Genomic DNA, 26562 nt, shown 5'->3' with positions numbered 1-26562 from the left:
GTTCAGCGAGACTCTACCCTGTTCTTCGGCGTAGGGTGAACCTCGTTGGCAATTAACTGTGTGGCCGTATTTTGATTCCACTGATGAAAGATGCCTGCCAATACATGTTGGCAAAACGTGTAGACGATGATCGCCACCATCGCGAGTGGAAACTGATCTAGCCAAACGGCTGCCAAGACCAAAGCCATTCCGGTATTCTTCATACCGACTCCGTAAACAAGCGACGGGACTTCCGAGCGGCCGACTCCGAGGCGAGATGTCAGTGTCACGCCAATGCCGAACACAATACTGCACATCAACGCGGTCGCTGCGATCACCATCAACAGCTGTTGCGGTTGGAAGTCGCGAACGATTTCAGGCAGTGCCAACGAAGCGTTTGTGTAATTCAAGAACAGCAAAAGTAGCACATTGCAGACTTTGAGCGCCGGACGAAGGTACGCGACGCGATGTTCTCCGAGCAGGTAGCGAACCAGAATTCCGAGAAGCACCGCGGGGACAATCCACGATCCGAACATCCGTATCGGCATGTTCACATCGCTGAATTCAACCGAGCTGGGATTGAACGCGAATGTCAGAATAAGCGGAGTCAGCAAAGTGCTGAGAAGGAGCAATGCGAAATTGATAGTAACGTTGCCCCGGCTCAGTTGTGTCCAAGCCACCGATGCTGCCGCCGTCGGCATTAGCGCGACCAGGCCAAGTCCGGCGATCGTTCCTTCCGGTAAAAATCGACTGGCGAGACTAAGCGAAGCCACGACAACGCCTGGCACACCCACCAGCAGCACGCAGGATAAGAGGACTTGCCACCAACACCGAGTCGCTCTCCCTAGCTCGCGCGGTTCTATGCCAACTCCAGCAAAGAACAGCAACGCGCCCAGTAGCACAACGGGTAAAGGACGCTCCAAGAAAACATGCGTCCTGGCAACTGTCCCCAGCGATGGCAAAAAAGCGGCCAAGGCGTATGCCGCAATCAGCAGCGGCAACAAGTACGCATGCAGAACATGAGCCACACGCCCCAGAGGTGCTGAATTTGCCGCGACAGTTGTAGGCTGAACGTTGATGAAATGGCTCCTTATAGCGTCGTTGTGCCAGGGGGATCTCGCCTAAGATGCCTAGCGGAAGCCGGCGGCCGAAGCGGCCAAATATTTTTGCTGTTTCGTTTTTGATGCTGTAAGTGCTTTCAGTAAAAGGCTTTGCGTTTTTTGTGGGCTGGGCGATCGGCTGGTCATTGAAGAGCGTCGGCAGGAAGGACTTCAAGTTTCTGACCGATTTTCGCTGAATCTCTGCGACACTAGCGATTCTCGTGGAGAGTAAGGGTACGGAGATTTCATTGCGATGCTGACAAACGAACAACAAATGCAATTCACGCGACTGTGGACCGAGGCCCAACCGGTGGTCAGTCAATACGTTGAATCGCTCGTAGGAGATGCTTGGGCGGCGCGCGACATCGTCCAAAATACGTCGGTGGCGTTGCTATTGAAGTTTTCGCAGTACGACCCGTCTCGCCCCTTTCTGGCGTGGGCATTAGGAATTGCCAAGTTCGAGATCCTGAGCAATCGGCGTGACTTGGCCCGAAGTCGAATCGTTTGCGATGACGAGCTGCTGGAACAATATACGGCGGCCTGGGTCGAGATTTCTCCACAGGTGGCTGACGAAGCGTTGGCACTGCGTAGTTGTGTTGCCAAGCTGGAAAGCAAGCAGCAAGAGCTATTGCGTCTTCGTTACGTCGAAAACATGAATTCGGATGCCATTGCCGGTCAGTTAGGGCGAACGGCCACGAGCGTTCGATCGACACTGCATCGGATTCGAATCGCTTTGCGGCGATGCATTGAAGGGCAACTTCGCGAGCAAGGAGCGTTTTGATGGGAGACATCGAGAATCGGCTGCTTGATCGTTGGCTGGAAGGAAGTTTGACCGACGCCGAAGAGCAACAGCTTCAGCAGTGGCTCAAGCAAGATCCGCAGAACATGCGTCAGTTTGTCGAAGCGAACATTCAGGAGCAACAGTTACGGACGGCGGTTCGCTCCGTATGCCATGCCCAGCAAGCCAACGAAAAAGTAGATGTCGCCCCCGTTGCACGCAAGCGGCCAACATGGCGTCAGGCGTCATTAGGGTTTGCGTTGGCGTTGTCTTTGTTACTTGGCGTCTGGTTCGTTTTGCCGGGAGGCTCGACTGGCGTCGATGTCAGCGTGATCGGGGCGACTGATACACAACTACAAGGGTTTTCCGGTTCGTTGTCGGCCGGACAGCAGATCTCGCTTGGGTCGGTACGACTTGAAGCAGGCGCTTTAGAAATCATGTTGCCGCGGAATGTTCGTGTCGAGTTGATCGCTCCGCTGGAGGCCGTCTTCGAGAACGACACGACGCTACGATTGATCGAAGGACGGCTGAGCGCGGATGTTGGCAGCGGTGGGGAAGGCTTTACGGTTCTGACCGCGGCGGGAAAAGTGGTTGACTTGGGAACCAGTTTCGGACTGGAAGTCGAACGCGATGGCGAGTCACGTGTGGCCGTTTTCTCTGGCACCGTCGAGTTTCATCCGGCCGACACGATGTCTTCGCGCGAGGTCGTCACGCTGACCGAAGGGGAAGCACTTCGCTTCTCGGCCCGCGCCGGGTTAAGACGTTGGCAGCAAGTCGCCTTGCAGGCGGACCGATTGGGACTGCGTCGCGTGTCGAGCCAAGGGGTGGTGCGAGAGGTTTATGACAATCTCGGCGATGGCGACTTGCGGCCGTTTTATGCGGTGATTCAGGAAGGAATGAAGCCTGGGGCGTTGGCGTTCAACGATAAACCGAATCCAGTATGGGGGGCGGTCCCGGGGGAAGAATTTCCGGAGTGGATCGACAACGCCGATCTCATTCGGACGTATTATCACTTTCGTTTCATCGAAGACTACGAGCTAACGCTGGAGCTGAACGAGCCTGCGGTTGTCTACTTGTTGGTTGTCTCGGAAGGGCAGACGCCTGATTGGGTGGCCGAACGATTCGAACCGACCGGCGCGACGATTCGGGCCGGTGAATGGCATCCTGCGATGGAGTCGCATCCGGCGGCAACGGTCGAAGAAGATGGCCCCTACGTCAACTTTGCGATTTGGAAATGTGAAGCGGGACCTGGCGAGTTCAAGCTGGGTGCGCCGCTGGAACACCGAGTTCGCGGCGTCCATTCATTCATGTACGGTCTGGCAGTGAAAGCAAAGTCGTCCCTGTGAAAACCACTCGAGCCATGAACGATTCAGTAAACTCCCTTTCGCGAATCCAGCGCTCTGTGATGGCGACTGCCGCCGTTTTGCTGGCTGTCTCTACGGCAGCAGCGGACGAAGCAATCATTGGTTCGTACGTTTCCAAGTATTGCATCGAGTGTCACGGAAGCGACACGACCGAAGGAGATGTCGATCTGACCGAATTGCAGCGTACTACGGATATCGCGTTGCTCTTTGGTACGTACGATCAATCGGCGCTGCATAACATGCCGCCGGAATACTCGCAGCAGCCAACGTCATCAGAACGCGCAAGATTTATTCGTTCTCTGGACAACGTGCTCAAAGCAAAGGGACATGATCGGACTCGCCAGCCTGGCTATGGCAATCTGGTCGATCATGCTCGTTTGTTTACCGAACCCCAGGTACGAAAGGCCGCAACACCAGCGCGGATCTGGAGACTTGACGTCGATTCGTTCATCGAAAGATCGCGCAGTATTACGGCCAGCCCGAAGTTGTTCTACGATCATCGCAATAACGCGAAGCCGGTTTCGTTTCCGTATCAAACGCCTGACCACACGTTCCTCGACTTTGCCAACGTACATGCTTTTGATCACTCAACGACCGAGATGCTGCTCTTGGAAGCGGATTTGATTGTCGACTCCTTTATGAGCCGACAATGGAAGCGCTACCAAAAACGAGCGAATGGCGATGATGAAGAACTGTGGGGTGCGATCTTCCACGCGATCACCGGCCAACGACCTCAAGAGGAATCGCTCGAAGCAATTTTGGAACTGCATGCCAAGGGTAAGCGAGATCTGGGCCCACAAGTTGCCAACCGTCTCGCCGTCAAGGCGATCTTATTGCGTCCGAACGTGTTGTTTCGTTTCGAGCTAGGGGCAGGCGAAAAGGATCGATTCGGTCGGCGATATTTGAGCCCCTGGGAGGCGGCTACGGCGCTGGGCTACGCGTTGGATGTCGCTGGTCCAGATACGGCGCTGATTCGCTCTTTAGAAAGGGTGGATCTGAACGATCGGGAACGACTTCGTTCGGTCTTAAAACCCTACTTGGAGCGCGACGCAATGCGGACACGGTTGCTTCGATTTGCTCACGAATATTTCGAGTACCCTCGGGCGGAAGAAGTATTTAAAGATGCGGACAAGCACGACTACCATCCTAAGCGTCTCGTTCAAGACGCGGACGCGTTCATCCTAAAGATCATCGATGAGGACGAAGAGGTACTGCAGAAGTGGCTTACTTCGCGACATTATTTTGTTCGTGGGATGTTCAACTATACCGGAACGAAGATCTCGCCGATCCGCTGGGAAAATGGCTACAAAGATTACCATCGCAACTACAATTTGAAGCCGAGCGACGTCGGGAAGCACCCGGATTGGTTCACGATGCCAGGGGAGGAAAGGGCAGGAATCTTGACCCATCCCGCGTGGCTGCTGGCGTTCTCGGACAACGAAAAGAACCAGGCGATTCAACGAGGGCGCTGGGTCACAACGAAGCTGCTCGGCGGGATGGTTCCGGATGCTCCTGTCGAAGTTGACGCTCGTCTCCCGGAAGACGAGTCGTTGACGCTTCGCGAAAAAATGCACGTGACTCAGGCACAGCAGTGCATTCACTGTCACCGGCATATGGATCCGTTGGGCTTACCATTCGAGCAGTACGACCTATTTGGACAGTTCCGAACGGAAGAAAAATCGAAGCCAGTAGTCACCACTGGGGAGCTATGGGAAACCGAAGTTGCCGGACCAATCCCCTACGTAACGCAGCTGGCCGAATCACGAAAAGTGAAACAAGTATTTCTGCGGCATCTGTTCCGCTTCTTCATGGGCCGCAACGAAACGATCGTTGATGCCCCGACGTTGATCGATATGGAAGCCGCCTACGACGATTCAAACGGAAGTCTCAAGGCTGCCGTTTTGTCCCTGCTAACTTCGGATTCGTTTCTCTATCGTGTCGACGACCAGGCAACGGTAAATGCATCATGAATGGTAACCTGCAAGCACGCCGCACATTCCTCAAGAGTCTTTCGCTGGGACTTGGAGGAGCAACCTATCTGACACCGATGCTGGCCAATATGGCATTGGCCGCAGAAGGTGTTGAACGCAAGTCGCCGCGATTCCTGTTTGTCCTGGAAGGGAACGGTCTTCCGCCGGCACAGCTTCATCCGCGAAATCTGCCATTCATTAAACGGGAAGATCGCCAGCAATTGGATGTGCACCCATTAGAAGCAGATCAGTTGCCTACCTCGCTTCAGCCTGTGCAAAAGTATGCCGACCGCATGGTGGTGATGCAGGGGATTAATGGCGAGGTTTGCGGAGGAGGGCACTCGACAAGTCACGGTGCGCTGGGGGCCTTTAACACGCGTGACGGGAAAGTGATTCACGATGCAACGATCGACTATGTTCTGGGACGCCATGCCAATACCGTTTTTGATCATGTCGTTCTCGGAATCTCTGCTCAAGATCGTGATGTGGTGTTCAATTGTTCGGCGACAGGCCCAGGCCAAAGCGCGGCGACGTTCTGCAGCCCTGACGCGGCTTATAAAAGGATCTTCGGTCCCATTGCGGCTTCCGATACGACGAAAGAACAAGCCTATCTGCTCGACTATTTGAAGGAGGATATCCGTAGCGCTCGAAAGGCACTTCCGAAGGCCGAAAAAGGAAAGCTCGATTTGTACCTGGATGCTTACGAGAACATTCAGGTCCGCAACCGACGCGTGAAGGAACTGGCTGGTCAGAAGACGTTGGATCCCTTCAAGCCAAGCGATCCACTACGCTCGACGCTGCCTGAAGCTCGGCTGGATGCGCACTTCGATTTGGCAATGTCAACGCTTATCTCAGGCTTGACCGATGTTGTGACGATCGCCTCAGGCGTTGGCTTTCGGCACTTTAACATTCAGTTTGCTAAGTTCGCCTCGCAGTCAAAGCATCCGATGGGACATGCCGTGATCGGCGGCGACAAGCAGGCGATTGCGGAAGCGGAGGCCATTCGTGCTTATCATTTTCAGTTGATTGCGCGAACGATGGATCGGCTGGCTGAAATTCCCGAAGGTAACGGAACCATGTTGGACAACACGGTGATTGTTTACCTGAGCGACGCGGCCGATAAACATCATACGCAATGTTTGGAATGGCCCTACGTGCTGCTGGGCGGATCGCCGCGATTGAAGCTCGATGGCCGCTACGTCGTCTATCCCACACGGGGCGAATCAGGCTGGCGGACGGTCAATACAATTCACAACTCGCTGCTTCACGCAGCCGGACTACCTGCCGATTCGTTTGGCCATCTGATGGCCGGCGTCGGTGACGATGTCCAAAAGGGGCCGCTTGAGGAGTTGATTGTTTAATGCTGGACCAACGACGCATAAATACATTCACACAGAGTTTTCTGTGTAGCTCTTTGCTAATTGGAACACTGTGCGGAACCGCGATGGCAGGCGAAGTACCGCCGAAGGTTACCGATGCGGAAAAGCTTGCGATGATTCTTAACGGAAAGAATGACTTTCCTCGGGCTTACCGCATTCAAACGTTCGCACGCGAGGGAGAGATTGACGCCGTCGGACGCTTGGTCACCATCGGGAAAACCGTCTATTTCAAGACGGCCGATCAATCTTTTATTCCGCAGGAAAAGCGTTTTCCCTATCCCGAGTTGTTTCTCGAACTTCACCTGTCCGAAGCCCACGCGTACAAGCCGATGCTAACGCAAGATATGGTCCGAAAACGGCATGTTGTTTATGACGGCCCCATTCGCGTTCAAGGAAATTGGGCCTACGAACCTCCTTATCATATCTTTGGGCTCGTCTGGGTTGATGAGGTTTCCAGGGTCGAAGAAAGTCCGGAGGCGGATTGGGGACCATGGCTAGAGAAACAGGCTTCGACCAAGAATTCTTCCGGCGCAAAACCATAGTACGCGTCGAATTCCGCTGTAGACGAGCTTTATGTCGGCGGGCAGAAAAACAGGACACCAGCGGTAATGACTCAATTGAACTTACGTACGGCTTTAATCGCGGTAGTTGTCTTGAATGCGATTGCCTGGACGCAGAATGCTACTTCTTTGCAGGCCGAAGATCGTGCGATTGTCGGCAATCAATTTGTCCAGCGTGAGATATCGTGGAGGCAAGGCCATCCGCGAACGCAATCGATATTAAATCATCTGGCAAATACGGAGGCACGACCTCGAGAAGGAGAAGAGTTTGCATTAACCGTACGAGTCCAAGGCAATGCCGATGACGTACGTTTGAAAGCAACCGATTTCAAGGTGAAGAGCAGTCAGGCAAGTCCTGATCGTACATTGCTCGAACTGCATTTGACTGCCGACACGGTGCAGCTCGATGTGGTTCTGCGTTACTTTACGAAACCGGAGAAACCATGGATTCGGAAGCAGCTTGTCATTTCGCCGCGGCAATCTATTGAGGTCGTGGAGGTCGAGCTTGAGAGCTTGGCAATCGACGATGCGTATGCTCCTTATCAAGCAGATCAGTTTACCGCGCAAGGGCCTGCGAAATGGCGGCCGCCGCTAGGACAGCCTGTCTATACTTCCACGAGTGGAACGTGGTGGGGTGTGGAGTTTCCTGCGGCACGAAATCAGGTAAAGGATGGCCGGTTGGTTTGTCGGTACCTGACCGATGTGCATTTGGAAGCCGGAGATAACTATACAACGCATTCATCTGTATTGGGCGTTTCCGACGATCCGAAGTTCATTCAAGATGCATTTCTAAGCTATATCGATCAAACTCGGGCACGCCCTTTACGTCTGCAAACGCAATACAATTCATGGTTCGACTACAACCGAGACGTGGACGCGGAGAACTTCATTGCCAGCGTTCGGAAAGTAAACGAAGAGCTGGTCGTTGATCGTAGTGTTCCTCCGCTTCGTGTTTACGCAATCGATGCCGGCTGGCAGGACATGACTCAAGATTGGACGAAGGTAGGCGTCTGGCCGGTCAATGAAAAGTTTTCTCCTAAATTCGAGCGATCTCAACAAGAGGTTGCCAAGGCAAACGCCTCGCTTGGCTTGTGGGTCAGTCCTGGCTGTTTGTTTGGAAGTCAGAAAGCGATTCCCAAGATGCGGGAAGCTGGTTGGCGTTCTCTCGATCCATGGATGTCGATGACGGGGCCAAAATACATGGACGCCCTGGAGCAACGCTTGGTTCAGTTGGCCGAAGAAGGCGTGGGCTACTTCAAGCTGGATGGCGTCTTCGGTCACTTGAGAACGCGGAACTTTGACATCGAGGGCTTTCAGGGAGGAGAAGCGGTTCTCAATGAATCTAAATATGATGACGCGAAGGAACGGTATCTGTCGCGAGGTTCAGAACGACTGATCCAAATCTTCGATCGCATGGAAGAGGCGAACCCAGATGTCTATATCGTGATCTCCAATGGGGCGTTCTTAAGCCCATGGTGGCTGCAACATGTCGACGCCGTTTGGTTGATCAATGTGGGCGATCATGCCCGCGGAGATGATCGCAATTCGCAGCTTGCCTATCGAGACGGGGCCTATTATCAATTCGCATCTGCAGCGGCAGACAATGCTCAGTTCCCGCTGAACTCGATCTTTAATCACGAGCCGAAGAAGATCTCCAGTGACGAAGACCCCGAGGTGTTTCGCCGTTATTTGCTGATGAGCCTGTCGCGGGGAACTGGATTCGTTGAGTTGTATCTGAAAACGTTCAGTCTTAGCGAAAAGGATTGGGATGTCTTGGCGGAGGGGATGTTGTGGGTCGAGCGAATGTTCCCTACCTTCCGACGAGCGAAGATGATTGGTGGCGATCCTATGCAGAGCGAAGTGTACGGTTTTACCGGATGGGACGAGGAGCGTGGCTATCTCTCGCTGCACAACCCTTCCGGTGATTATCGCAAGTTTGAGATCGACTTGGATCGAACCGTGGGCCTGCCGACGACGCAGCAACAGCCAACAACATATGAGATATCTTCACCCTTTAAGGAAGACGAAGATGTCTTGCCCAAGAAGGCCATCGCTGGGAAGCGTCTAACGATTGATTTGCCCCCACGTTCCATTCGTGTCTTGGAGTTCAAAGCTTCACGAGACGGCGAGTAACGACCAGGAAACTCTACTACGCTGCGTGTTGCTTCTATAGTTTTCGATCAGATACTGCCTTCGACGAACGTATCAGATGTTCTTGTCGCTCTGGGGCGATCGAAAGGAGCTTCTCGAACAACATTTCGAGGACAGATTCGCCGGCGATGAGGGAAGGGGCCTCTGCTTTGATCGGATCGCGATTCGCTGTCGTGATCAGCGAGGTATCGGCCAACGAGTTAAGGGGAGACGTCGAAAAGTTTGTCATCGCCACGATCGAAGCTTTTTGCTCCTTGGCAACTTCCGCAGCATGTAAGATGTCTTTGGTGGCTCCAGAAGAACTGATCGCAAAAAGCGTATCGGATTTCGTCAGCAGTGTCGCATTGACGGCCATGACGTAGCCTTCGGTCGAAGAGCGAGCGTCAATGCCGATGCGACTTAATTTCCAAGCGAGGCTCAACACAAGAGGTGCCGAGCTGGCTACGCCCACGATCAGGACGACGCGACTTTTAAGTAGCTTGACGGCTGCCTGGTGCAGATCGTTTTCTTCCAGCAGACGCAGTGTCTCGTTTAAGTCACTGCGAAGTCGCTTGGCCGTTTCGCTTTCGGCAGGGTTCGCAGAGTTGTCTTCTACATGTCCGTGGGCGACTCCATCGGTCGCGAGCAGAATCTTGAACTCTTGAAAGCCCTTGCACCCAAGCTTTTGGCAGAATCGAATGATCGTGCCATAGCCAATCTCACTATGGGCGACGACTTCACTAATGGATCGATAGGCTGCCTCGGGATGATTTTCAAAATATTCCCCAGCACGCTGCTCCGCCGCGGTGAGATCGCCGTGAAGCCTGCGAAACGTTTTTCGCCAAGAGTTAGGTGAGACGTTGTTAGGGTTTCCGATGCTCATCGTAGCTTAGGCGTATCTATGAAAAGGGGCATGGGCCAGGCAAAGCTCACATGGTGCTTGCGATGAATTGCTGAGGTGTTTTGACGTCAGAAGATCATGGCAGTTGCTATGCATCATCATATTCGTTTGCCAGCAATGAACAACGCGTCTCATTGGCAGGATGAAATGTCCAGGATTTGTTATTGTAGAGTTAATTTTATCCAGAGTGATAGACTGGCTCGAATTAATTCGCCATATTGTGGTCTGAAAGCAGCAAGTTAGAAGTCTTGTTGTAGTGAATAAAAAATCCACTCGGCATTTCATGCGAAGTTGTCGAATCGCAACTTGGAGATAAGACACGATGCACAACAGGCCTCCGTTATTCCGTATTCAACTCGGGATGATTGCGAAATTAACTCTAGTAATGACGATCGGCTTTATGCTCAACCCATCACGCCTTCTGGCTGCTACCCAAGATTCAAAGTCGGTTAAAGCTTACGTCTGGGATCATCAGGATAAGTGGACGAATCGAACCGGTAGCGAGCAACTGCTCGCCGATGCAGGTTTCGAGGTCGAGCCTCTTCCGATGGATAAATCGCCGTGGGGGCTTTCCGGGCTGATCTTCATCGGAAGCTTCGCCAGTGAAGACCCCGCCTACCAAGGCTACATGAAGAAGTATGCCGAAGATCTCTACAAATTCGTAGACGACGGCAACGTTCTTGTGCAGATGACTCAGGCAGACCAAACAGAAGATCGACCGCCATTTCTGCCCACGACGTTAGAAGCACGTCGATGCGATATTGATTCTTCGGATGTGCACGTTTTGTCTCCCCAGCATTCGTTGGTTAAGGGAATGCCAACCACCAAGAACAAGCTGGCGTTCACGCATGAACGCCTTGGTTGGGAGACGTTCGATCGACAAAGCGGGTTCGAGGTTATCTTGAGCTCCGATATCGGAGCAGGGCACCCGATTCTAATGGAAGGAGCCTATGGCCAGGGACGTATTATCCTCGGGGCTATGCACATCGATAAATCGATCGATGAGGAAGGAAACCGCGTCGACGAACCGCAACGGCAAGATCTTGCCAAACGCTTTGCGTCGAATTTGCTGACCCACGTGCAAGACGTCGATAACCGCAAAGCGAAAGCTATCGAAGTCACGTTATCTCCGAGAGTCCAGCGAGGATTCGTCGAGGGATCTTGGACATTGGCGTTGCTGCCAGATACCCAGGTTTATTCCGTGCGGTACCCAGGTTTGTTCTCGACGCAAACGGCTTGGCTGCGTGCCCATGGGAAGGAACGAAACATTCAATACGTGCTGCACCTTGGGGACATCACCGACAATAACACGCGCAAAGAGTGGGAACGTGCCTCCGAATCGATGCGTTTGCTCGACGGCCAGTTGCCCTATGCGATCGTCGGTGGAAACCATGATTATGGCCCATCTGGAGACGCTTCCACGCGAGATACTTTTCTTAATGAATACTTCTCATTTGAGAAAACGGCGGAAATGCCCGGCTTTGGTGGAGCATTCGAGGATAAAAAGCTCGATAACACCTTCCATCTGTTTGAGGTCGCTGGCCAGAAATGGATTATCATCGCGTTAGAGTGGGCGCCACGCGACGAGGTGATTGCCTGGGCGAATGACGTGATGAAGAAGCATGCCGATCGTAAAGGCATCTTGGTGACGCACGCGTACATGTACTCCGATTCGCGGCGGTATGATCACACCGATTCGTCCCATCCCAATCACTGGAATCCACACAAATACCGTACGCCTCGTCCGGTGAACGATGGACAAGAGCTGTGGGACAAGTTGGTACGCAAGCACAACTTTGTATTTACCTTCAATGGGCATGTCCTTAACGATGGAACCGGATATCGCGCCGATCGGAACGACCACGGCCAATTGGTGCACCAGATCCTTGCCAATTACCAGATGCGGGAACTTGGCGGAGAAGGGTACTTGCGATTGCTTGAATTCGATCCAGATGGAAATACGGTTCACATGATGGCCTACAGCCCGCTCCACGACAGCTACATGTTGGCTGGAGATCACACTTTCACGATCAAGCTGGATCAAGCACCTGCCGATCAGCCGCAGCAAAGTGGATCGGAACCCAATGGTGATCCGCAAAGTCACCAACCAGAGTCCGTTACTCACGGAAAAACAGTTCGACCAAACATGAAGACGGTGAAAGCCCCCTGATGATTGGAAAGCCTGTCCGCCAGTTTGCAATGCATTTCTTCCCGGTTTTACTCGGCATTGTCGGGTTCTGTACGACGACGTCGGTCTACGCGGAGGAAATCCAGCGAGACGGCAGCGAGCAGAAGCCGCTTCAGGTAATGCTCATCCCGGCAGACACAGGCGCCGATACGACATTGAGTGACTTTCGACCGGTCTTCAATGCCATCAAGGAAAACTTTGGTCTTCATTGCGAACTGCGAGTTGGTACTTCCTACGCGGCTGTGGTGGAAGGCCTTGCTGCGAAGCGGGTTGATATCGCATTCGTCGGTCCAGTCACTTTTGATCAGGCTCGCCGCCGAAGTGCCGCGGAGCTTTTGGCCGTGGCGGTCAAGCGAAACTCGAATTCTTATCGCTCGGCCATCGTTGCACGGCGAGGTGAGAATGACCGCGGTCTGACTGACTTGCGTGGCAAGACAATCGCGTTGGGAGATATCAACTCGACCTCGAGCTTCCGATTTCCGATTGCGATGCTACTCAACGCGGCCGTCGATCCTGTCCTGGGATTGAAACGTGTCGTCATTACCGGCAGCCATAGCGATGCGTTGGCTGCACTGCGAGAAGGACATGTCGATGCAGCCGGCTGTTCGCTCGATGCCTATGAGAAAGCAATCAACACCGGTTCGATCAATGCAAAAGAGTTCCAGGTCGTTGCCGTTAGCCCACCTATTCCCAATCCTCCTTTGGTGATGAATTGTGGCTTGCCCGGCGCGGTGAAGGAAAAGCTGCGAGACGCATTTCGCAAGATCCATCAATCACCTGGTATTCGGCCAGAGATGATACGAGGATATGGTGGCGATCAATACGAGCGATATGACATTGATTTTCCCCAAGAGGATTTCGATGACGCCATTGCCCAGCTTGCTCCCGTTACGCCGCAGTTGATTGGTGCAATCATCGAGCGTGCGGCGAACCGTTAAAGAGTCGTGCAAGTCTCGTGCATCATTCGGTCAATTTTGCTGGCCTATCGGCTTCCGTTTTATCTTCTAAATGACAAGCAGAAACGTGATGCTTTCGATAAACGCGGTTAGCAAATCTTACGAAGGAAAGACAGGCCCAACGCAAGTTCTGCGCGATGTCAGCTTGCAATTAAAGCGAGGTGAGTTCTGCGTGATGTTAGGGAGTTCCGGAGCTGGTAAATCGACTCTTTTAAAACTGATCAGTGGGCAGTTGACCGCCGACCAAGGGCAAATTGCAATTGATGATACCGTTTTGACGACTAGGAATTGCCGGGAGCTGCAACGTCAAATCGGTATGGTTCATCAGCACTTCGAGTTGGTTGAAAGGCTGACGTGTCTCGACAATTTGATGCTTGGAATGCTTCCCTGGGTGCCACGGCGTCGATCCGCTTTTCGGTATTGGACAAGCCGAGAGCGTGCCAATGCATGCCAATGGCTCGATCGCGTTGGTCTGGAGCCATCTCATGCTCTAAGGCGATCGGGAAAGCTCTCAGGCGGGCAGCAGCAAAGAGTCGCTATCGCACGAGCCCTGATACGACAACCGAAATTGGTTCTGGCAGACGAACCTGTGGCGAGTCTTGATCCTGAGACGAGTCGTGCCATTCTTTCGTTACTCCGTGATGTTGCTCGTGAGTGTAACGCAACCGTTTTGTGCAGCCTTCATCAGCCTGATCTGGCTCACGAATATGCCGATCGTATTGTGCACTTATCCTCTGGGGTCATCCAGTTTGACGGACCTGTGACAGAGTGGGGCAACATGTCGAATGATCGTGGAGCGGCAGCCGTTCATCACAACTAAGCCAAGCATTCTCTAATCGTTTCTTAAAGCGATAGTAAACTGAACCGAGCCTCGACAGGCGAAAGCAACAAAGAGATTCTCGTGGTGCCCACCAACGGTTCTTCCCGTGACCAGCCTGAAAGTTCGGTAAATATCGACGCAATGAACCAAGCGGGCTGGCCTGTAAAGCGGCGTTCACTTTTGCCAGTGTTTTTGGCAACGATTCTGATTGGCTCGGCACTTATTTATTCGTTTGGACGAGTTGGATTGGCCTCGGCCGCGCAAGAAACAGTTCAGGCGATTCTATCTCTGGTGGGTCTCGGAGAGTCGAGTCAAGTCGTCGAAGCGACGACACGTTTTTTCGAGCAAGGTTGGCCGCCGATGATTGCAAGCGAGCAGGAAACGAGCCGAATCGAAAACTTTGAACGCGGCAGCTTACCGTGGTTTAGTTATATCGAGAAGCGAGAAGTGCCGGCGATATCGGTTGAGTTTGTTGATGGAACCGTGGTCGAACGAGAGGTAACCGAGGTAAAAGAAGTGCTCGTCAAACCGGTGGGGTACTTGCAGCGAGTTGCGTGGCTTATGTGGGAGACCTTGGAAATCGCCCTGTGGGGAACCATCATGGCGATCGTATGTGGTTTTCCCCTGGGAATGCTGGGCTCTAGGCGGATTACCAAAACTGGTCCACTTGTTTCGTTAGCAAGATCTGTTTGCAGCTTGAGTCGGGCCATCCCTGAACTGATCTCGGCACTTTTCTTCGTCCTGCTCTTTGGGTTTGGCCCTGCTGCCGGCGTTTTGGCACTCGGGCTTCATTCGGCAGGCTTTCTCGGAAAATTTTTCGCCGACGACATCGACAACACCAAGCCTGGTCCTTCGGAGGCACTCTCGTCTAGCGGCGTTGGTCGAATTGACGTATTTCTTCATGCGTTGTTGCCACAGGTGTTGCCACAATACCTCGCGTACGTTCAGTACATTTTGGAACGCAACGTACGAGCGGCTACAGTACTCGGGATTGTTGGCGCGGGAGGAATCGGGGTTGAGCTGATGGGGAAGTGGCATAACTTTCAGTTTGGACACGCGACAACCGTACTGATTGCCATCTTTTTGACCGTGGTTACCTTAGAAGCAATTTCACAAACTCTTCGGATGAAGTGGATACAAGACTAGTCAGCTTGTCGGTGCCGACATGTGAGCGACGTTCACTCGTTGAAGAGCTGGAAGCAGCCAAAATGGTTTGTCCGCATTTTCGAGATGAGGGCTTTGCTCGATTCCCTGAATTGATTCGGGGCAAGTTCCGCCGCCAAGTTGGCATGTTGACTTGCGAGGGACGTTTCCTGGATGTCTTCGTAAAACTGCGCGAGCAAAAAATGGCGTTCGGCAGTCGGCTGTATTTCCAACAGGCGAAGATAGGCGGCTTCGGCTTGATCGATTCTCCCAAGCTTGCGGAGTGCAAACGCCTCGCCTTGGAGTGATTGAGCGAGTCGAGCCTTTCGTAATTCTGAATTCTGCTTTGACCGCCAGAACTCAGAAGCCAATTGGAAGTGAAAAAGGGATTCCTTCCACTCGTGACGGTCTTGGTAAAGCGTTCCAAGTAGTTCATGGCCTCCATTCATTGCAAACGTGGGTTGCTGTGCGACGGGAAGCAGTAGTAGCAATGCGTCCTCGCGTTTGCCTAAAACGGCCAAGTCGATGGCACGTTCGATGCGGGGTGGTGGGAGCGAATCATCTGGAAGCGGATGCACGGCTCGAAGCTTAACCGTCGCGAGCCGTTCTTCCAGGTCATCGATCAATGGCTGAATCGGTCTTCCGCGAAAAGAACTCTCTGGATCCAGCAAGAGACAGCGTTTTAAAAGTTGCGACGCTTCCGCGAGTCGGGATTGGTCGAGGAACTCAAACGCTCGTTTCTCGCTTGAAAGAAGCTTGGCACGTTCATAGGTCATGGGAACCAGTATTAGCAGCAAGATCGCAAACAGCCATGAAATAGAGTTGGCATGCGATCGATCTTGTTCGGCCGAACCAACGCTGTTCTGTTTGTATGAAAGCAGCGTGCATACAATTCCTAGCGACGCCAGCAGCGCAGCAGAAATTCTGGTCGTGATGTTTCCATGCTCCAGCATGGTTGTTGTCGTATTTTCAGTCACGTTCCAGAAGCCAAGGCGAAATGCTGCCAGCAATGTTATGCCCACGCCCAGGGCAATGAAGGGAGGGAATGATTGGTTGCAAAGCCGGTATTCCGACCAGCTAACAATCAGCCAAGCCAAAGGGATGCCTGATGCGATTGCAACAGCTGCTACGTCCCACCAGGCATATGGCAGCAAGAGGCCGTCGTTGTTGCCATGAAAGAGCAGCGAGCCGATCCATGACGTTAGCACAAGAAGTGATAGCAAACGCGCGAGAGTCGAAGATGGTTGTTGTTCAAATGGATGACCCATGAAAATCTCTCGTCTTATTGTCCAACGCGGTTCGTCATGTTCGATCAGCAGGAGTGTTTGTTTTACGTTTTTTCCAAAGGGCTCCGTCGTACCCATAATGCAGAAACGCAACGATGACGTTCAGCAGGAGCCATGTTTCTAGGAGCTGGTGTTCAAAGAGCCAACTACAAGAACCAAGGACGACGATAAATATCAGTAGAGAAAAAGCCCATCGCGAGGCGATCCACTGGAAGATTCGATCACGAGAATCAATTTCGCGATTGCCGTGTTGCTTCTGCATCCGCCAGCCGACGACGGCCAGATATTCGCTTGCATGAAACCACGCTGAAGCGGTCGTCAACGTGAGTACGATCGCAGGGAAACTGAAGTGGATTGCCCAAAGCATGCCGGAAAAAAGTCCAATCATACTTATCAGGTATAGGAGCCGCCCGAGTGATTTTCGGTTGTAGTGCCATAAGCAATCGAGAAGCACCATGCCAGGCATGATCGGCGCTATCCAGTCGGCAATGGATAAAGCATCAGAAAGCATGCCTGGACGAATTGCGACTTGGGCTACTCTTAGAATGCAGTAAAGCATGAAGCCGCGTAGTAGAAGCTTTTCCAGCCAGCCTGGCAGGAATGTGTTGGCTTGACTTAGTCTCCCATAGATGCGGTAGATTCCATGGTGTTGGGATGCGAAGTGCCAAGCATTCCAAGTGTAGTCAATTGCCAGCAGGCAAGTTAGTTCTCCTGTTCCAATCCGTACGCCAACGCAGATAAGAACGACGGCGATAGCAAAGCCAAGGAAGAATCGAGGATTGGCCCGATAGGGGGTTCGATCAAGCAGGACCAGCCCCAACGTGCTCCATCGATGAGGTGTCGTAATGAAATAAATTTGCCAGAACTGGATTGCTTGCCGGCCGGATCTGTCGTCGAAATACTGGACGAGCACAAGAAGCGGCCAGAAGATGTTCGCGATCAAGAGGAGATCAAGCCCAGGGCCAAGGATCCAGCGGGGGCTTGGCGAACGAACGGAAGTATCGCTTTTCGATGCCTGCCGAGTTGCGGGCATCGAATTGGCAGTTTTCTTCGTGAGAGTTTTTTCCTGCAGGAGATCGCTCACATCAAGCCCTCGTGCGAGCGTCTTACATCCGTTTCAAGTCAATTGTCAGATCGTTTGCGCCTTGTGGTTTTACTTCGATCGTAATCGGAGACTTAACGGGATCTGCGTAGATGAAAGGGATGCGGTCCACTTTCGCAACGGTTTCGATTGGCTCGGACGACATCTTGGGTTCCTCGCCTGAATCACTGGCCACCATTTCCGGTTCCTCGGAAACTGACTGGACGACCATGACACGGAACTTGCCAGGAATCGATCCATCGCCGTCATTGTAGGTCGACATGACAAACGTACCGTCTTCACGAATTTCTCCTCCGGCGGCTTTTCCAGCTAAGTTGCCAATTGGGACAAAAGAGATCGCTCCTCCTCCCTTCATTGGTTGGCCATTGAATCGAATCACTCCTGAGGTTGGGTAAGCTTGGGGTTGTTCGTTTTGCGAACATCCAAGGGTGGATAAGCAGAGAATGGCAAATGCAATCAGGCGATAGGATGGCAGCATTGGATGTATCCTAAGAGAATTCAATGAGAATCAATCGAAGCCGTGGCGGCGAGGGAAGTCGGTATTGCTCGCCGCTACGTAGGTATGACGGTTTATTGTGAATTCGTTTGTGGCTTCATAAAGAAGGCTATGGGATGGAGACCACTTCGCGTCCACCGCGAGTGCCTAATCCTTGCCAGATTGTTAGATCGATGGTTTCTGGGAAGAACCGAACCGAGCCATCGGTCATCGCTGCCATGACGCCACCTGGATGATAACTGCGGGCCGCCGAATACATCTCGGTGTAAGGGCTACCAATTTGTACGCATGGCATGCCTTCGGCAGGGAAGTTGCGACATCCCCAGACACCATCAGGGGTGGTACTGTTGGGGCCGGTTTTGGTGCTGAAAATATCGGCTCCCATGGCAGGGTAGGCCCAAGTTCCGCGACTGTCTTGATAGGACGGACCGGTGCTGCTGGGCAAACGGTATTTCAGTTCGCTTAAGGAAATCGTGTTCGCTGTTCCGTCGGTGACGTCTTTCATGCTGAAGTCGGAGTTGTTTCCGAACACGCCCCCTTCGTCGGCGGTCTTCGTGTGGATCATTCCATAGCCAGCTTTACCGTAGCAAGCGGAATAGTTACCGCGTGCAAGATCTTCCAGGCCGGTTCCGTTTGCCAGCTGTTCGGTGGTGGACGGATGGGAAGGGCAGTTCATCGCATCCAGTTGCTCTGAGCCAACGGTAATACCTTGCGAGGTATAGGTCCCATTGCCTAGCCAGTCCGTAACTTCAGGTCGCTCGTTTGCAATGATCATGAACTGCTCGTGAAGGGCAGGCTGCTCGATATGTGAGAGAATCAACAGGCTCCAAGAGGCACCGATCGCAGGGGTTCCGCTACCGTGAGCTCCGTTAGGGTTGTCTCCTCGTTCGTTGATTGCACCGGAAGGGAAAGCAAGGAATGTGTCGTGGTAGTTATGAACGGCAAGCTGCAGTTGTTTTAGCTTGTTCGAGCATGACATTCGCCGTGCTGCTTCACGTGCCTGTTGAACGGCGGGAAGAAGCAGCGATACGAGAACACCGATAATCGCGATGACGACTAGCAACTCGACCAACGTAAAGCCAGCCAGCGATCTTTGAGAGGCACGAAAGGGCGAATTGATGACCTTCATATCGGTCTCCATTTCAGAGTGCGAGAATGATCTAAAGATTTAAAAGAAGGGGCCAGGTAAAGCGGCTTAGGCCAATGCGAACGCTCGAGAGTACTCGCAGAGGGACTTGTTTGCCGCATGGATGGATAATCTATCCGTTTAGCTTGTGAAGTCCATCAAGTTTCTAGATTTAGCCAGGACATTCACAAAATGTTAACCCATTGAAGGCGTTTTCTTTAGATCCAAACGCGGGTGGATTGGCGTAAGCAGTATCGCACTGTCGGTACAATCAAGACGCAATTCGCAATGTGAATATAATATCCATTCGTGTTTAGGGTAGTTGCGTTGCCACAATTGTATGCTGATTGTGTGGCAGTCTTCCGCAATCTAACGATGACGTCTTTAGATTGATCTTCGCGGCGATGCTTGGCCCTTAAGGGGACGCGGTGATAAAGAATTTGCCGGTCAGATGGCAAGTGCTATCGGCATGTCACGCGAGCGGACAAAGCCTCAGTGAGCGAATTGGTCCACGCCATGTTAAGGGATCGTGGTCGCATGTTCGCTTTCTTTAGAGGATTCCGCGACAACTGCACCATGTTGCCGCAATGCCCTCATGACGCCTAGATAAATGAAGGGGTTGTTGCCAGGGGAAGATTGGTTCTTTTCGCTCCAGCGATCGTAGCCGAGTTTCTGGAATGCTTCATCGTCGAGGTGCCCGAGTTCGATAAGTATCGAACGCATCACCGAGGCGCCTTGCAGATTGAGATCTTGCATCACGGGTGAACCGTCGGAGTAGCGGATTGCGGCCAACTTGCGTAATGCTGATGTCTTGGGAAGTGAGGTGTCAGCATCAGTTGCGGCAGCGATCGGGTTCCATAGTGTGTATTCTGCGTCGTATGATTGCTGAAAAATCTTAGACTGCTGGCCATGAGACTGTGGCCATGGCCCAGCAGGATCGTAGCGAAGGTCCCCCAATGCCTGGTGGCAAATGCCGTGCTCGAACCAGCGTGTCATGCCTTCGAGGTACCAGCGATTCTTAAAGTACGTGGCTCCATATTGAATCAAGTGGAACATCTCGTGCGCTGGTGTCACGTTATGAATAGGGTCGACATGAGAGCCAATGGTGATCGCCAAGACTCTTTCGTCGGGGCGGATGCCATTCATCGGACGAGCTCGGCTCATGGCGTCATAGGCAACTCCATTTCCTTTCGCACGATGAAGTAGCGTGACCTGAATGCAGGTTGCTTCCTTAAAGCGTGATGAGGTGAGGGGGTCAGGGAATTGGAGAACTTCGCAGTAAAGTCGATAGGCAACGTTAAGCTGCCGAGCCACGTCTTCAACGCGGTCCGGTACGCCTGAGCGATCATGATCGTCCGGTGCAACAGCCGATTCGCCTTTGAGGGTGTAAAAGATGCGGAACTTACCGGCAATCAAATAGCGGTCTAGTTCGGTAGCTGCATAGATTTCCGCCGGGAAAGAACTGGCTAAAAGGACAACGCCCAGCAGTCCGAACGATGTTCTCCAAGCGGAACGCGAGTTAGTCAGCAAACTTCTCTCTCCAGATGGCAATACCACGGGCTCCAGTTGAGTTAGCCCAGGCACGGCTCATTGAACTTGTGTTGAATTCAAATGATATGTTGCCCTGTTTGTCGACTGCGATAAGGCCTCCGTCGCCGGGTTTGAGTACCTCGTTGATGCACGCTTGCATCGCTTCAGAAAGCGATTGATTGGCAAATCTTATGCGCCAGTTTACCTGCGCCGCAATTGTATGACGGATGTACTCTTCGCCGCTTCCTGTAGCACTGACGGCGCATCCTTGATTGTCAGCATAGGTTCCCGCGCCGACGATCGGTGAGTCGCCGACGCGTCCGACCATTTTTCCCGTCATTCCTCCGGTGCTGGTTGCCGCCGCAAGATTTCCCCGTTGATCCAATGCTACGCACCCTACGGTTCCGCGTGAAATATCCTGATCGCTAAGGTCTCCTTCCTGATTCATCGTCGTAGGCAGTTGATATTTGGGTGCCTCCGGAACTGGCTGTCCTTTGCTGAGAAGTTTCTTTTGCAGTTGCTGCCATCGGGTGCCATCGTAAAAGTAATCAGGCGATACCGTGGCAATGTTTTGTGATTTGGCAAACGCTTCAGCTCCTTCGGATGTCAGTAAGACATGCGGCGTCTTTTCCATCACAGATCGGGCCAGCTGAATAGGATTGCGAATCGTTTCCACGGCTGCGACGGCGCCGCATGATAGGTCTCTTCCGTCCATGATCGAGGCGTCCATCTGGTGAAATCCCTCGGCATTGAATACGGCTCCTTTGCCTGCGTTGAAGCAAGACGCATCTTCAAGAACCGTGACGGTTCGCTCGACAGCATCAAGTGCTGAGCCGCCTGAGCTTAAGATAGATTCTCCTTCGCGAAGTGCTTCACTCAGAGCTCTCTTGTATTGCTGCAACCGCTCTGGCGAGATATCCTTCGAAACAAATCCTGCCCCGCCGTGCAAAGCGATTGCCCACTGCGGTTTTTCCGCGGAGAGTCGGCCGCAGGCGAACGCCGTTGCTAGAAAGCAGATCGAAAGCGCCAAGTGTTTTCGATTTAAGTCGGAAGGCTGCATCGTGATTCTTTCCACTGGCAAGCAAAAGAAAGTCAAAGACGGCAAGGGAGGCCACATTCAAATCTAGTTTGGACGAAGAAGCCAGCAATGCTATATTGCGCAAAATGCCTGGGCTTATGCGCATGGCCATTGGAACCATTCCTAACGAACTATACTGAAACACCCCATATTGAAACGCTCCGAGTTCTCATGATTACTCTCGGGGGTAACAGCCTTCCACGTCAGCCCCACGGGAGATTCCTGGCTAATGTCGAGTGATCGGTCGATCGTCGTTTTAGTGGAAACTTATGACAGCTGGGGACGCAACGTTGTCGAGTCTATTTCTCGTTTCGCTCAACTCGCACGTTGGTCCCTGGTGATCTCACCTCGCGATAACGACGGGCGATTGCATTTGCCACCTCAGTGGAATGGAGATGGGGTAATCGCCATGTTGCGCGATGCGGCCATGGTCGACCACCTTCTGGATGCCCACGTTCCGGTCGTGGACGTCGATGCGATAATGCAACATGTTGGTGGAGTCGGGCGAGTCATTACCAATGACAATCTCAGAGTGTCGATGGCGGTCGAGCACTTCCGGGCAATGAACTTTCGCCACTTTGCGACCTACGCTCCGAGGGTGAATCGATATCCCGATTGGCGATCGCAGTTGTTTCGCGAGGTGGTCGAGGAAGCGGGTTTTGAATGTTTCGACTTCCACGACGCTTGCGGTGAAAACTTCGGTTGGTTTGCTGACTCGAAAGAGGTGGCCAGCTGGATCCGACAACATCCAACTCCACTAGCAGTCTTTTCTCCCGATCCTGTTCCTGCTCGACAACTTGCGGAGATTTGCCAGTGGGAAGAAATTCGCGTCCCGGATGAGGTCGGGATATTGGCAGGTGATACGGATGACTTGCTGTGTTCCATCGCCTTTCCGCCAATTTCCAGTATCGAGCTTGATTGCTATCGGATTGGTCAAGAGGCGTGTCGTTTACTCGCCGGGATGATCGAAGGCAAGGAGCCGCCGGATGAGCCGATCCGTATTGCTCCGCTGCGAGTCATTCCTCGCCATTCCACCGAAATTTTAGCCGTGTCAGATCAGGAGGTTGCGGAGGTTCTCCGGTTCATTCGTTCCCGAGCATGCGAGCCAATCCGGGTAACCGATATCCTTGAGGTATTTCCAATCTCGCGACGTCGTTTGGAACAGAAATTTCGCTCTCTACTTGGCCGTTCGATTGCTGAGGAAATTCGTCGCGTCCGCTTAGAGCAAGCTCGGCAATTACTTGTCGAGACGACACTGTCGACTTCAAGCATTGCGACCAAATGTGGCTTTTCCAGCGGAGTCGAATTGGCCCATGCTTTCCGGAAGTATCACGGCATCCGGCCGTCAGATCTTCGCAAACGTCGATGATTCAACTCTGCGCAATCACCCATGTTTATTGCGCAGCGGAACATTGCTACTTCTAAAACGCGCGAGCACAATCGAATGCGGTTGGAGCTTTTAGCCTTTGGAAGTGGACAGATTAATCGATGGTAACTTTGTCGAATCCGAAAGTGGAACTGCATAAGTCTGAAAGTAAGCAGGGTAGTACCCTCGCGCCAGGGCAAAAGCCAGTTGTCATTGTCGGCGGGGGAGTGATTGGAGCGGCATGTGCCTACTATCTATCGATGCTGGGAAGCCGAGTCGTCGTAATCGATCAAGAGGCTTTCGGCAACGCATGTTCACACGGCAACTGTGGCTACGTTTCGCCTAGCCATATTCTTCCGCTTTGCCGGCCGGGAGCCGTGCTTTCTTCGTTGAAGACACTGTTCGCAAGGAACTCGCCTTTCAAGATTCGTGCCCGACTCGACCCAAAGATGTGGTGGTGGTTTCTTCGATTTGCTCTGCGTTGCAACCACTCCAGCATGATCGAAGCGGGGCATGCTCGGCACGCCCTGTTGAACTCTTCACGTCAACTGTACCAATCGATGATGGACGACGGCCAACTGGGTGACTGCGAGTGGGAAGCGGTGGGTTTAATGTTCGTCCATAGCGACCGCCCTCATTTCGAGTCGTTTGAAAAGACCAATCAGCTGCTGATGCGGGAGTTTGATACAAGTTTCGAGCGACTGGATCAGGCCGAGCTTCTTCATCGTGAACCGGCACTGCGTGATGTGGTTTGTGGTGCCTGGATGTTTGAGGGAGACGCGCATTTACGTCCGCACCTTCTGATGAAATCGTGGCGAAGATTACTGGAGGAGCAGGGCGTTGAAATTCGCGAGCAGTGCGAGTTTTATGACTTGGACTCGAATGGAAGTAATGCTCACGCCATTGAGACAAATCAGGGAAGAATTGAAGCGGACCAAGTGATCTTTGCCACAGGTGCCTGGTCTCGCATGATTCAGCAAAAGCTCAAAGCTCGAATCCCCGTAGAGCCTGGCAAGGGCTACTCGATTACGATGCAGCGTCCTGAAGTTTGTCCTAAATATCCCATGCTGTTTGAGGACCATCGAGTCGGTATCTCTCCCACAGCAAGTGCGTTTCGGATCGGTTCGACGATGGAGTTCGCTGGGTACGACTCGTCCTTGCGAGAGGATCGACTTCAGCTGCTGACTGATACCGCGAAGTTTTACTTGCACGATCCAATTCGAGATCCGTTTGTCGAGCGTTGGTACGGATGGCGACCCATGAGTTGTGACGAAATCCCTTTGGTTGGACGTGTGCCGCGTTACAGCAATGTCTGGCTTGCTGCTGGGCATAGCATGCTTGGACTGTCAATGGCTACGGCAACCGGCAAGCTCATTTCAGAAATGATGACCGGTCAAACACCTCACATCGATCCCCATCCTTACCGACCCAGCCGTTTTTAATTCGGTGGAAAAATCCAGCGACTATTCTCCGCATTCGAAGAGGAAAGATGATGTTCGCACGATTGTCCCGTCACCTGTGTACGCTTTTGCTGCTCTTGTTGATAGCGATGTCGGCACAAGCCAAAGATGACTTGGTTTTGGCTAACGCGACGATTTATGACGGAACAGGAGATCCTCCGATCGTCGGTTACGTAGCCGTTGACAACGGAAAGATCTCTGCCATCGGAGAAGGCCAGCCTCCGGAAGCGACCTGGACGATCGATGCCAAAGGGCTCGTCGTATGTCCTGGATTTATTGACCTGCATACTCATAGCGACTCAGGTGTCGTGTCACCAACGCGACGGGCCTGCGTGAACTATTTATTGCAGGGATGTACGACCTCTGTAACTGGCAACTGCGGAAGTGGCAAGCGATTAGTAGGGGCGTTTTACGATCAAATCGACGAAGCGGGAGCTGGTACGAACGTCGCTCATCTGATTCCTCAGGGGACGCTACGTCGCTACGTGGTTGGCAACGAAGATCGGGAAGTAACCGATGAGGAAATGCAGCAGATGCGAGACATGGTTCAGAAGGCGATGGAGCATGGCGCCTGGGGGATGTCGACGGGCTTAATTTATTCGCCTGGAATATTTACCCCGACGGAGGAGTTAATCGACTTAACCACGATCGTCGCACAGCATGGTGGTATCTATGCGAGTCACATTCGAAATGAGGAAGCCGATCTTTTACCGGCGATCGAGGAGGCCATTAAGATCGGCAAAGAGTCGGGCTGCCCGGTTCATATTTCCCATATCAAGTCCGCGGGAACCTCGAACTGGGGTGGAGCTCACTTAGCCATCCGAACAATTGAAGAGGCTCGCGCGGCGAACTATCAAGTGACAGCTGATCAGTATCCGTACACGGCTCTTAGTACGACGCTCACGCCGATTCTGTTTCCCGGTTGGGCTCGCTCTGGTGGCAAATCCAAGTTGTCGGAACGTTTGGATGATCCAGAAACAGGTGCCAAGATTCGCGATGAAGTTGCTAAGAAACTAGCTGATATCAGCGATGGCGAGCGAATCTATATCATTCGCTGTTCATCGTTTCCCAGCTATGCAGGACAGAACTTGAAACAAATTGCCGCATCAGAAGGTGCGACTTCGCTTGCAATCGCTGAAAAGATTGTGCGCGGAAGCGGCGCTAGTATTATCAGCTTCGCCATGAGCGAAGACGACGTGCGGCAGATTATGAAACGGCCATGGGTAGCAACCGCGTCTGACTCTTCGACTCGGCTTCCCGGAGCGAGCCGTCCCCACCCGCGAGGATATGGCACGTTTCCGCGAAAGCTCGGGTTCTATTCACTGCGTGAAGAAGTCGTACCGCTCGAACATGCAATTCGCAGCGCCACTGGACTTCCTGCCGATATTATTGGCTTTACCGACCGAGGATATCTCAAGCCGGGTATGGCTGCAGATATCGTTGTGTTTGATCCCGAAAAACTCATCGACAAAGCGACATTTGACCAACCCAATCAGTATTCGCAAGGCGTCGCTTACGTCTTTGTGAATGGTACCGTAGCCGTCAGTGAAGGAATTCCTACTGGTGCTTTAGCCGGAAAGGCGCTTCGCAAGCCGCAAAAAGATACAAGCAAGAAAGCATCTTCAAAGTAACAAGTTGATGGTTACAGATAGGAACGAATAAGAGGGACTTACGGATGAACGAAGCCCTTCGAAATGCGCAAAGTGCCAAGTATTTTACGCATTGAACTATCAAGATAAATGAATGCTTAAAGTAGAATGATAGAACACCTGACCATGCATGCGACTGCCTTTCCCCACAGGGCTCGTCGATTTAGTTCTATATGTATTTCACTAAAATTGCATGAGGTA

21 protein-coding genes are annotated in these 26562 nt (G+C 52.6%); 13 read left to right on the top strand and 8 right to left on the bottom strand.

What is annotated here, in order from left to right:
* Positions 1-2 precede the first annotated feature (2 nt).
* Positions 3-1007, bottom strand: coding sequence for a bile acid:sodium symporter family protein (locus LA756_RS13960; RefSeq protein WP_224435341.1), 1005 nt, complete (start codon positions 1005-1007; stop codon positions 3-5).
* Positions 1008-1353: 346 nt separating this feature from the next.
* Here LA756_RS13960 and LA756_RS13955 point away from each other — a divergent pair, with 346 nt between their 5' ends.
* The 6 genes from LA756_RS13955 (at position 1354) to LA756_RS13930 (ending at position 9263) form a co-directional block, all read left to right on the top strand.
* Positions 1354-1860, top strand: coding sequence for a sigma-70 family RNA polymerase sigma factor (locus LA756_RS13955; RefSeq protein WP_224435340.1), 507 nt, complete (start codon positions 1354-1356; stop codon positions 1858-1860).
* Positions 1860-3203: a FecR domain-containing protein gene (locus tag LA756_RS13950; protein WP_224435339.1), complete on the top strand. Its 1344-nt coding sequence runs from the start codon at positions 1860-1862 to the stop codon at positions 3201-3203. The genes LA756_RS13955 and LA756_RS13950 overlap by 1 nt, the downstream gene beginning before the upstream one ends.
* 14 nt (positions 3204-3217) lie before the next feature.
* Positions 3218-5191: a DUF1588 domain-containing protein gene (locus tag LA756_RS13945; protein ID WP_224435338.1), complete on the top strand. Its 1974-nt coding sequence runs from the start codon at positions 3218-3220 to the stop codon at positions 5189-5191.
* The gene (locus LA756_RS13940) at positions 5188-6552 is read left to right on the top strand and encodes a DUF1552 domain-containing protein (RefSeq protein ID WP_224435337.1); all 1365 of its coding nucleotides are present in this window, start codon (positions 5188-5190) and stop codon (positions 6550-6552) included. Before LA756_RS13945 ends, LA756_RS13940 begins: the two co-directional genes overlap by 4 nt.
* 83 nt (positions 6553-6635) lie before the next feature.
* Positions 6636-7112, top strand: a complete 477-nt coding sequence (locus LA756_RS13935) for a hypothetical protein (protein WP_224435336.1) — start codon at positions 6636-6638, stop codon at positions 7110-7112.
* A 66-nt stretch (positions 7113-7178) separates the two neighbouring features.
* The gene (locus LA756_RS13930) at positions 7179-9263 is read left to right on the top strand and encodes a hypothetical protein (RefSeq protein ID WP_224435335.1); all 2085 of its coding nucleotides are present in this window, start codon (positions 7179-7181) and stop codon (positions 9261-9263) included.
* Positions 9264-9297: 34 nt separating this feature from the next.
* On the opposite strand, the gene LA756_RS13925 is transcribed toward LA756_RS13930, so the two are convergent.
* A complete protein-coding gene (locus LA756_RS13925) occupies positions 9298-10143 on the bottom strand; it encodes a MurR/RpiR family transcriptional regulator (protein ID WP_224435334.1) in 846 nt (281 codons plus the stop codon).
* 418 nt (positions 10144-10561) lie between these two features.
* Between LA756_RS13925 and LA756_RS13920 the strand changes: the two genes are divergently transcribed.
* The 4 genes from LA756_RS13920 (at position 10562) to phnE (ending at position 15271) form a co-directional block, all read left to right on the top strand.
* Complete coding sequence (locus LA756_RS13920; protein WP_224435333.1) at positions 10562-12331, top strand: metallophosphoesterase; 1770 nt, start codon at positions 10562-10564, stop codon at positions 12329-12331.
* Complete coding sequence (locus tag LA756_RS13915; protein ID WP_224435332.1) at positions 12331-13287, top strand: phosphate/phosphite/phosphonate ABC transporter substrate-binding protein; 957 nt, start codon at positions 12331-12333, stop codon at positions 13285-13287. The genes LA756_RS13920 and LA756_RS13915 overlap by 1 nt, the downstream gene beginning before the upstream one ends.
* Positions 13288-13375: 88 nt before the next feature.
* Entirely contained in the window at positions 13376-14125 is a 750-nt protein-coding gene (locus tag LA756_RS13910) for a phosphonate ABC transporter ATP-binding protein (protein ID WP_224435331.1), read from the top strand.
* 81 nt (positions 14126-14206) lie between these two features.
* On the top strand, positions 14207-15271 hold the full coding sequence (gene phnE, locus LA756_RS13905) for a phosphonate ABC transporter, permease protein PhnE (RefSeq protein ID WP_224435330.1): 1065 nt from the start codon (positions 14207-14209) through the stop codon (positions 15269-15271).
* Positions 15272-15303: 32 nt separating this feature from the next.
* Here the strand turns inward: phnE and LA756_RS13900 are convergent, their stop codons facing one another.
* The 6 genes from LA756_RS13900 to LA756_RS13875 form a co-directional block, all read right to left on the bottom strand.
* A complete protein-coding gene (locus tag LA756_RS13900) occupies positions 15304-16536 on the bottom strand; it encodes a tetratricopeptide repeat protein (RefSeq protein WP_224435329.1) in 1233 nt (410 codons plus the stop codon).
* A gap of 34 nt (positions 16537-16570) precedes the next feature.
* Positions 16571-17587, bottom strand: coding sequence for a hypothetical protein (locus LA756_RS13895; RefSeq protein ID WP_224435328.1), 1017 nt, complete (start codon positions 17585-17587; stop codon positions 16571-16573).
* Between the two features lie 73 nt (positions 17588-17660).
* Positions 17661-18134, bottom strand: a complete 474-nt coding sequence (locus LA756_RS13890; protein ID WP_224435327.1) for a hypothetical protein — start codon at positions 18132-18134, stop codon at positions 17661-17663.
* A 127-nt stretch (positions 18135-18261) separates the two neighbouring features.
* A complete protein-coding gene (locus tag LA756_RS13885) occupies positions 18262-19281 on the bottom strand; it encodes a DUF1559 domain-containing protein (protein WP_224435326.1) in 1020 nt (339 codons plus the stop codon).
* Between the two features lie 516 nt (positions 19282-19797).
* On the bottom strand, positions 19798-20808 hold the full coding sequence (locus tag LA756_RS13880; protein ID WP_224435325.1) for a hypothetical protein: 1011 nt from the start codon (positions 20806-20808) through the stop codon (positions 19798-19800).
* Positions 20798-21838 carry an isoaspartyl peptidase/L-asparaginase family protein gene (locus LA756_RS13875; protein ID WP_224435324.1) on the bottom strand — a complete coding sequence of 347 codons (1041 nt, stop codon included), beginning with the start codon at positions 21836-21838 and terminating at the stop codon, positions 20798-20800. The genes LA756_RS13880 and LA756_RS13875 overlap by 11 nt, the downstream gene beginning before the upstream one ends.
* A gap of 277 nt (positions 21839-22115) precedes the next feature.
* Between LA756_RS13875 and LA756_RS13870 the strand changes: the two genes are divergently transcribed.
* The 3 genes from LA756_RS13870 to LA756_RS13860 all read left to right on the top strand — a co-directional run bounded on the left by LA756_RS13870 (position 22116) and on the right by LA756_RS13860 (position 26343).
* On the top strand, positions 22116-23255 hold the full coding sequence (locus LA756_RS13870) for a DNA-binding transcriptional regulator (RefSeq protein WP_224435323.1): 1140 nt from the start codon (positions 22116-22118) through the stop codon (positions 23253-23255).
* A 119-nt stretch (positions 23256-23374) separates the two neighbouring features.
* Positions 23375-24694 (top strand): FAD-binding oxidoreductase, encoded by a 1320-nt coding sequence (locus LA756_RS13865; RefSeq protein ID WP_224435322.1) that lies wholly within the window; start codon positions 23375-23377, stop codon positions 24692-24694.
* Positions 24695-24741: 47 nt separating this feature from the next.
* Entirely contained in the window at positions 24742-26343 is a 1602-nt protein-coding gene (locus tag LA756_RS13860; protein WP_224435321.1) for an amidohydrolase family protein, read from the top strand.
* Positions 26344-26562: the final 219 nt, after the last annotated feature.

Source organism: Bremerella sp. TYQ1, assembly GCF_020150455.1.
GTDB lineage: Bacteria > Planctomycetota > Planctomycetia > Pirellulales > Pirellulaceae > Bremerella > Bremerella volcania_A.
Note: the sequence above shows the minus strand (reverse complement) of the source record. Positions and strands in the feature narration are given on the sequence as shown.

Excerpts from the sequence above, each read along its gene's own strand:
- LA756_RS13955 (WP_224435340.1), top strand. The coding sequence starts at position 1,354 with ATGCAATTCACGCGACTGTGGACCGAGGCCCAACCGGTGGTCAGTCAA.
- LA756_RS13950 (WP_224435339.1), top strand. The coding sequence starts at position 1,860 with ATGGGAGACATCGAGAATCGGCTGCTTGATCGTTGGCTGGAAGGAAGT.
- LA756_RS13945 (WP_224435338.1), top strand. The coding sequence starts at position 3,218 with ATGAACGATTCAGTAAACTCCCTTTCGCGAATCCAGCGCTCTGTGATG.
- LA756_RS13940 (WP_224435337.1), top strand. The coding sequence starts at position 5,188 with ATGAATGGTAACCTGCAAGCACGCCGCACATTCCTCAAGAGTCTTTCG.
- LA756_RS13935 (WP_224435336.1), top strand. The coding sequence starts at position 6,636 with ATGGCAGGCGAAGTACCGCCGAAGGTTACCGATGCGGAAAAGCTTGCG.
- LA756_RS13930 (WP_224435335.1), top strand. The coding sequence starts at position 7,179 with ATGACTCAATTGAACTTACGTACGGCTTTAATCGCGGTAGTTGTCTTG.
- LA756_RS13925 (WP_224435334.1), bottom strand. The coding sequence starts at position 10,143 with ATGAGCATCGGAAACCCTAACAACGTCTCACCTAACTCTTGGCGAAAA.
- LA756_RS13920 (WP_224435333.1), top strand. The coding sequence starts at position 10,562 with ATGCTCAACCCATCACGCCTTCTGGCTGCTACCCAAGATTCAAAGTCG.
- LA756_RS13915 (WP_224435332.1), top strand. The coding sequence starts at position 12,331 with ATGATTGGAAAGCCTGTCCGCCAGTTTGCAATGCATTTCTTCCCGGTT.
- LA756_RS13910 (WP_224435331.1), top strand. The coding sequence starts at position 13,376 with ATGCTTTCGATAAACGCGGTTAGCAAATCTTACGAAGGAAAGACAGGC.
- LA756_RS13900 (WP_224435329.1), bottom strand. The coding sequence starts at position 16,536 with ATGGGTCATCCATTTGAACAACAACCATCTTCGACTCTCGCGCGTTTG.
- LA756_RS13895 (WP_224435328.1), bottom strand. The coding sequence starts at position 17,587 with ATGCCCGCAACTCGGCAGGCATCGAAAAGCGATACTTCCGTTCGTTCG.
- LA756_RS13890 (WP_224435327.1), bottom strand. The coding sequence starts at position 18,134 with ATGCTGCCATCCTATCGCCTGATTGCATTTGCCATTCTCTGCTTATCC.
- LA756_RS13885 (WP_224435326.1), bottom strand. The coding sequence starts at position 19,281 with ATGAAGGTCATCAATTCGCCCTTTCGTGCCTCTCAAAGATCGCTGGCT.
- LA756_RS13870 (WP_224435323.1), top strand. The coding sequence starts at position 22,116 with ATGTCGAGTGATCGGTCGATCGTCGTTTTAGTGGAAACTTATGACAGC.
- LA756_RS13865 (WP_224435322.1), top strand. The coding sequence starts at position 23,375 with ATGGTAACTTTGTCGAATCCGAAAGTGGAACTGCATAAGTCTGAAAGT.
- LA756_RS13860 (WP_224435321.1), top strand. The coding sequence starts at position 24,742 with ATGATGTTCGCACGATTGTCCCGTCACCTGTGTACGCTTTTGCTGCTC.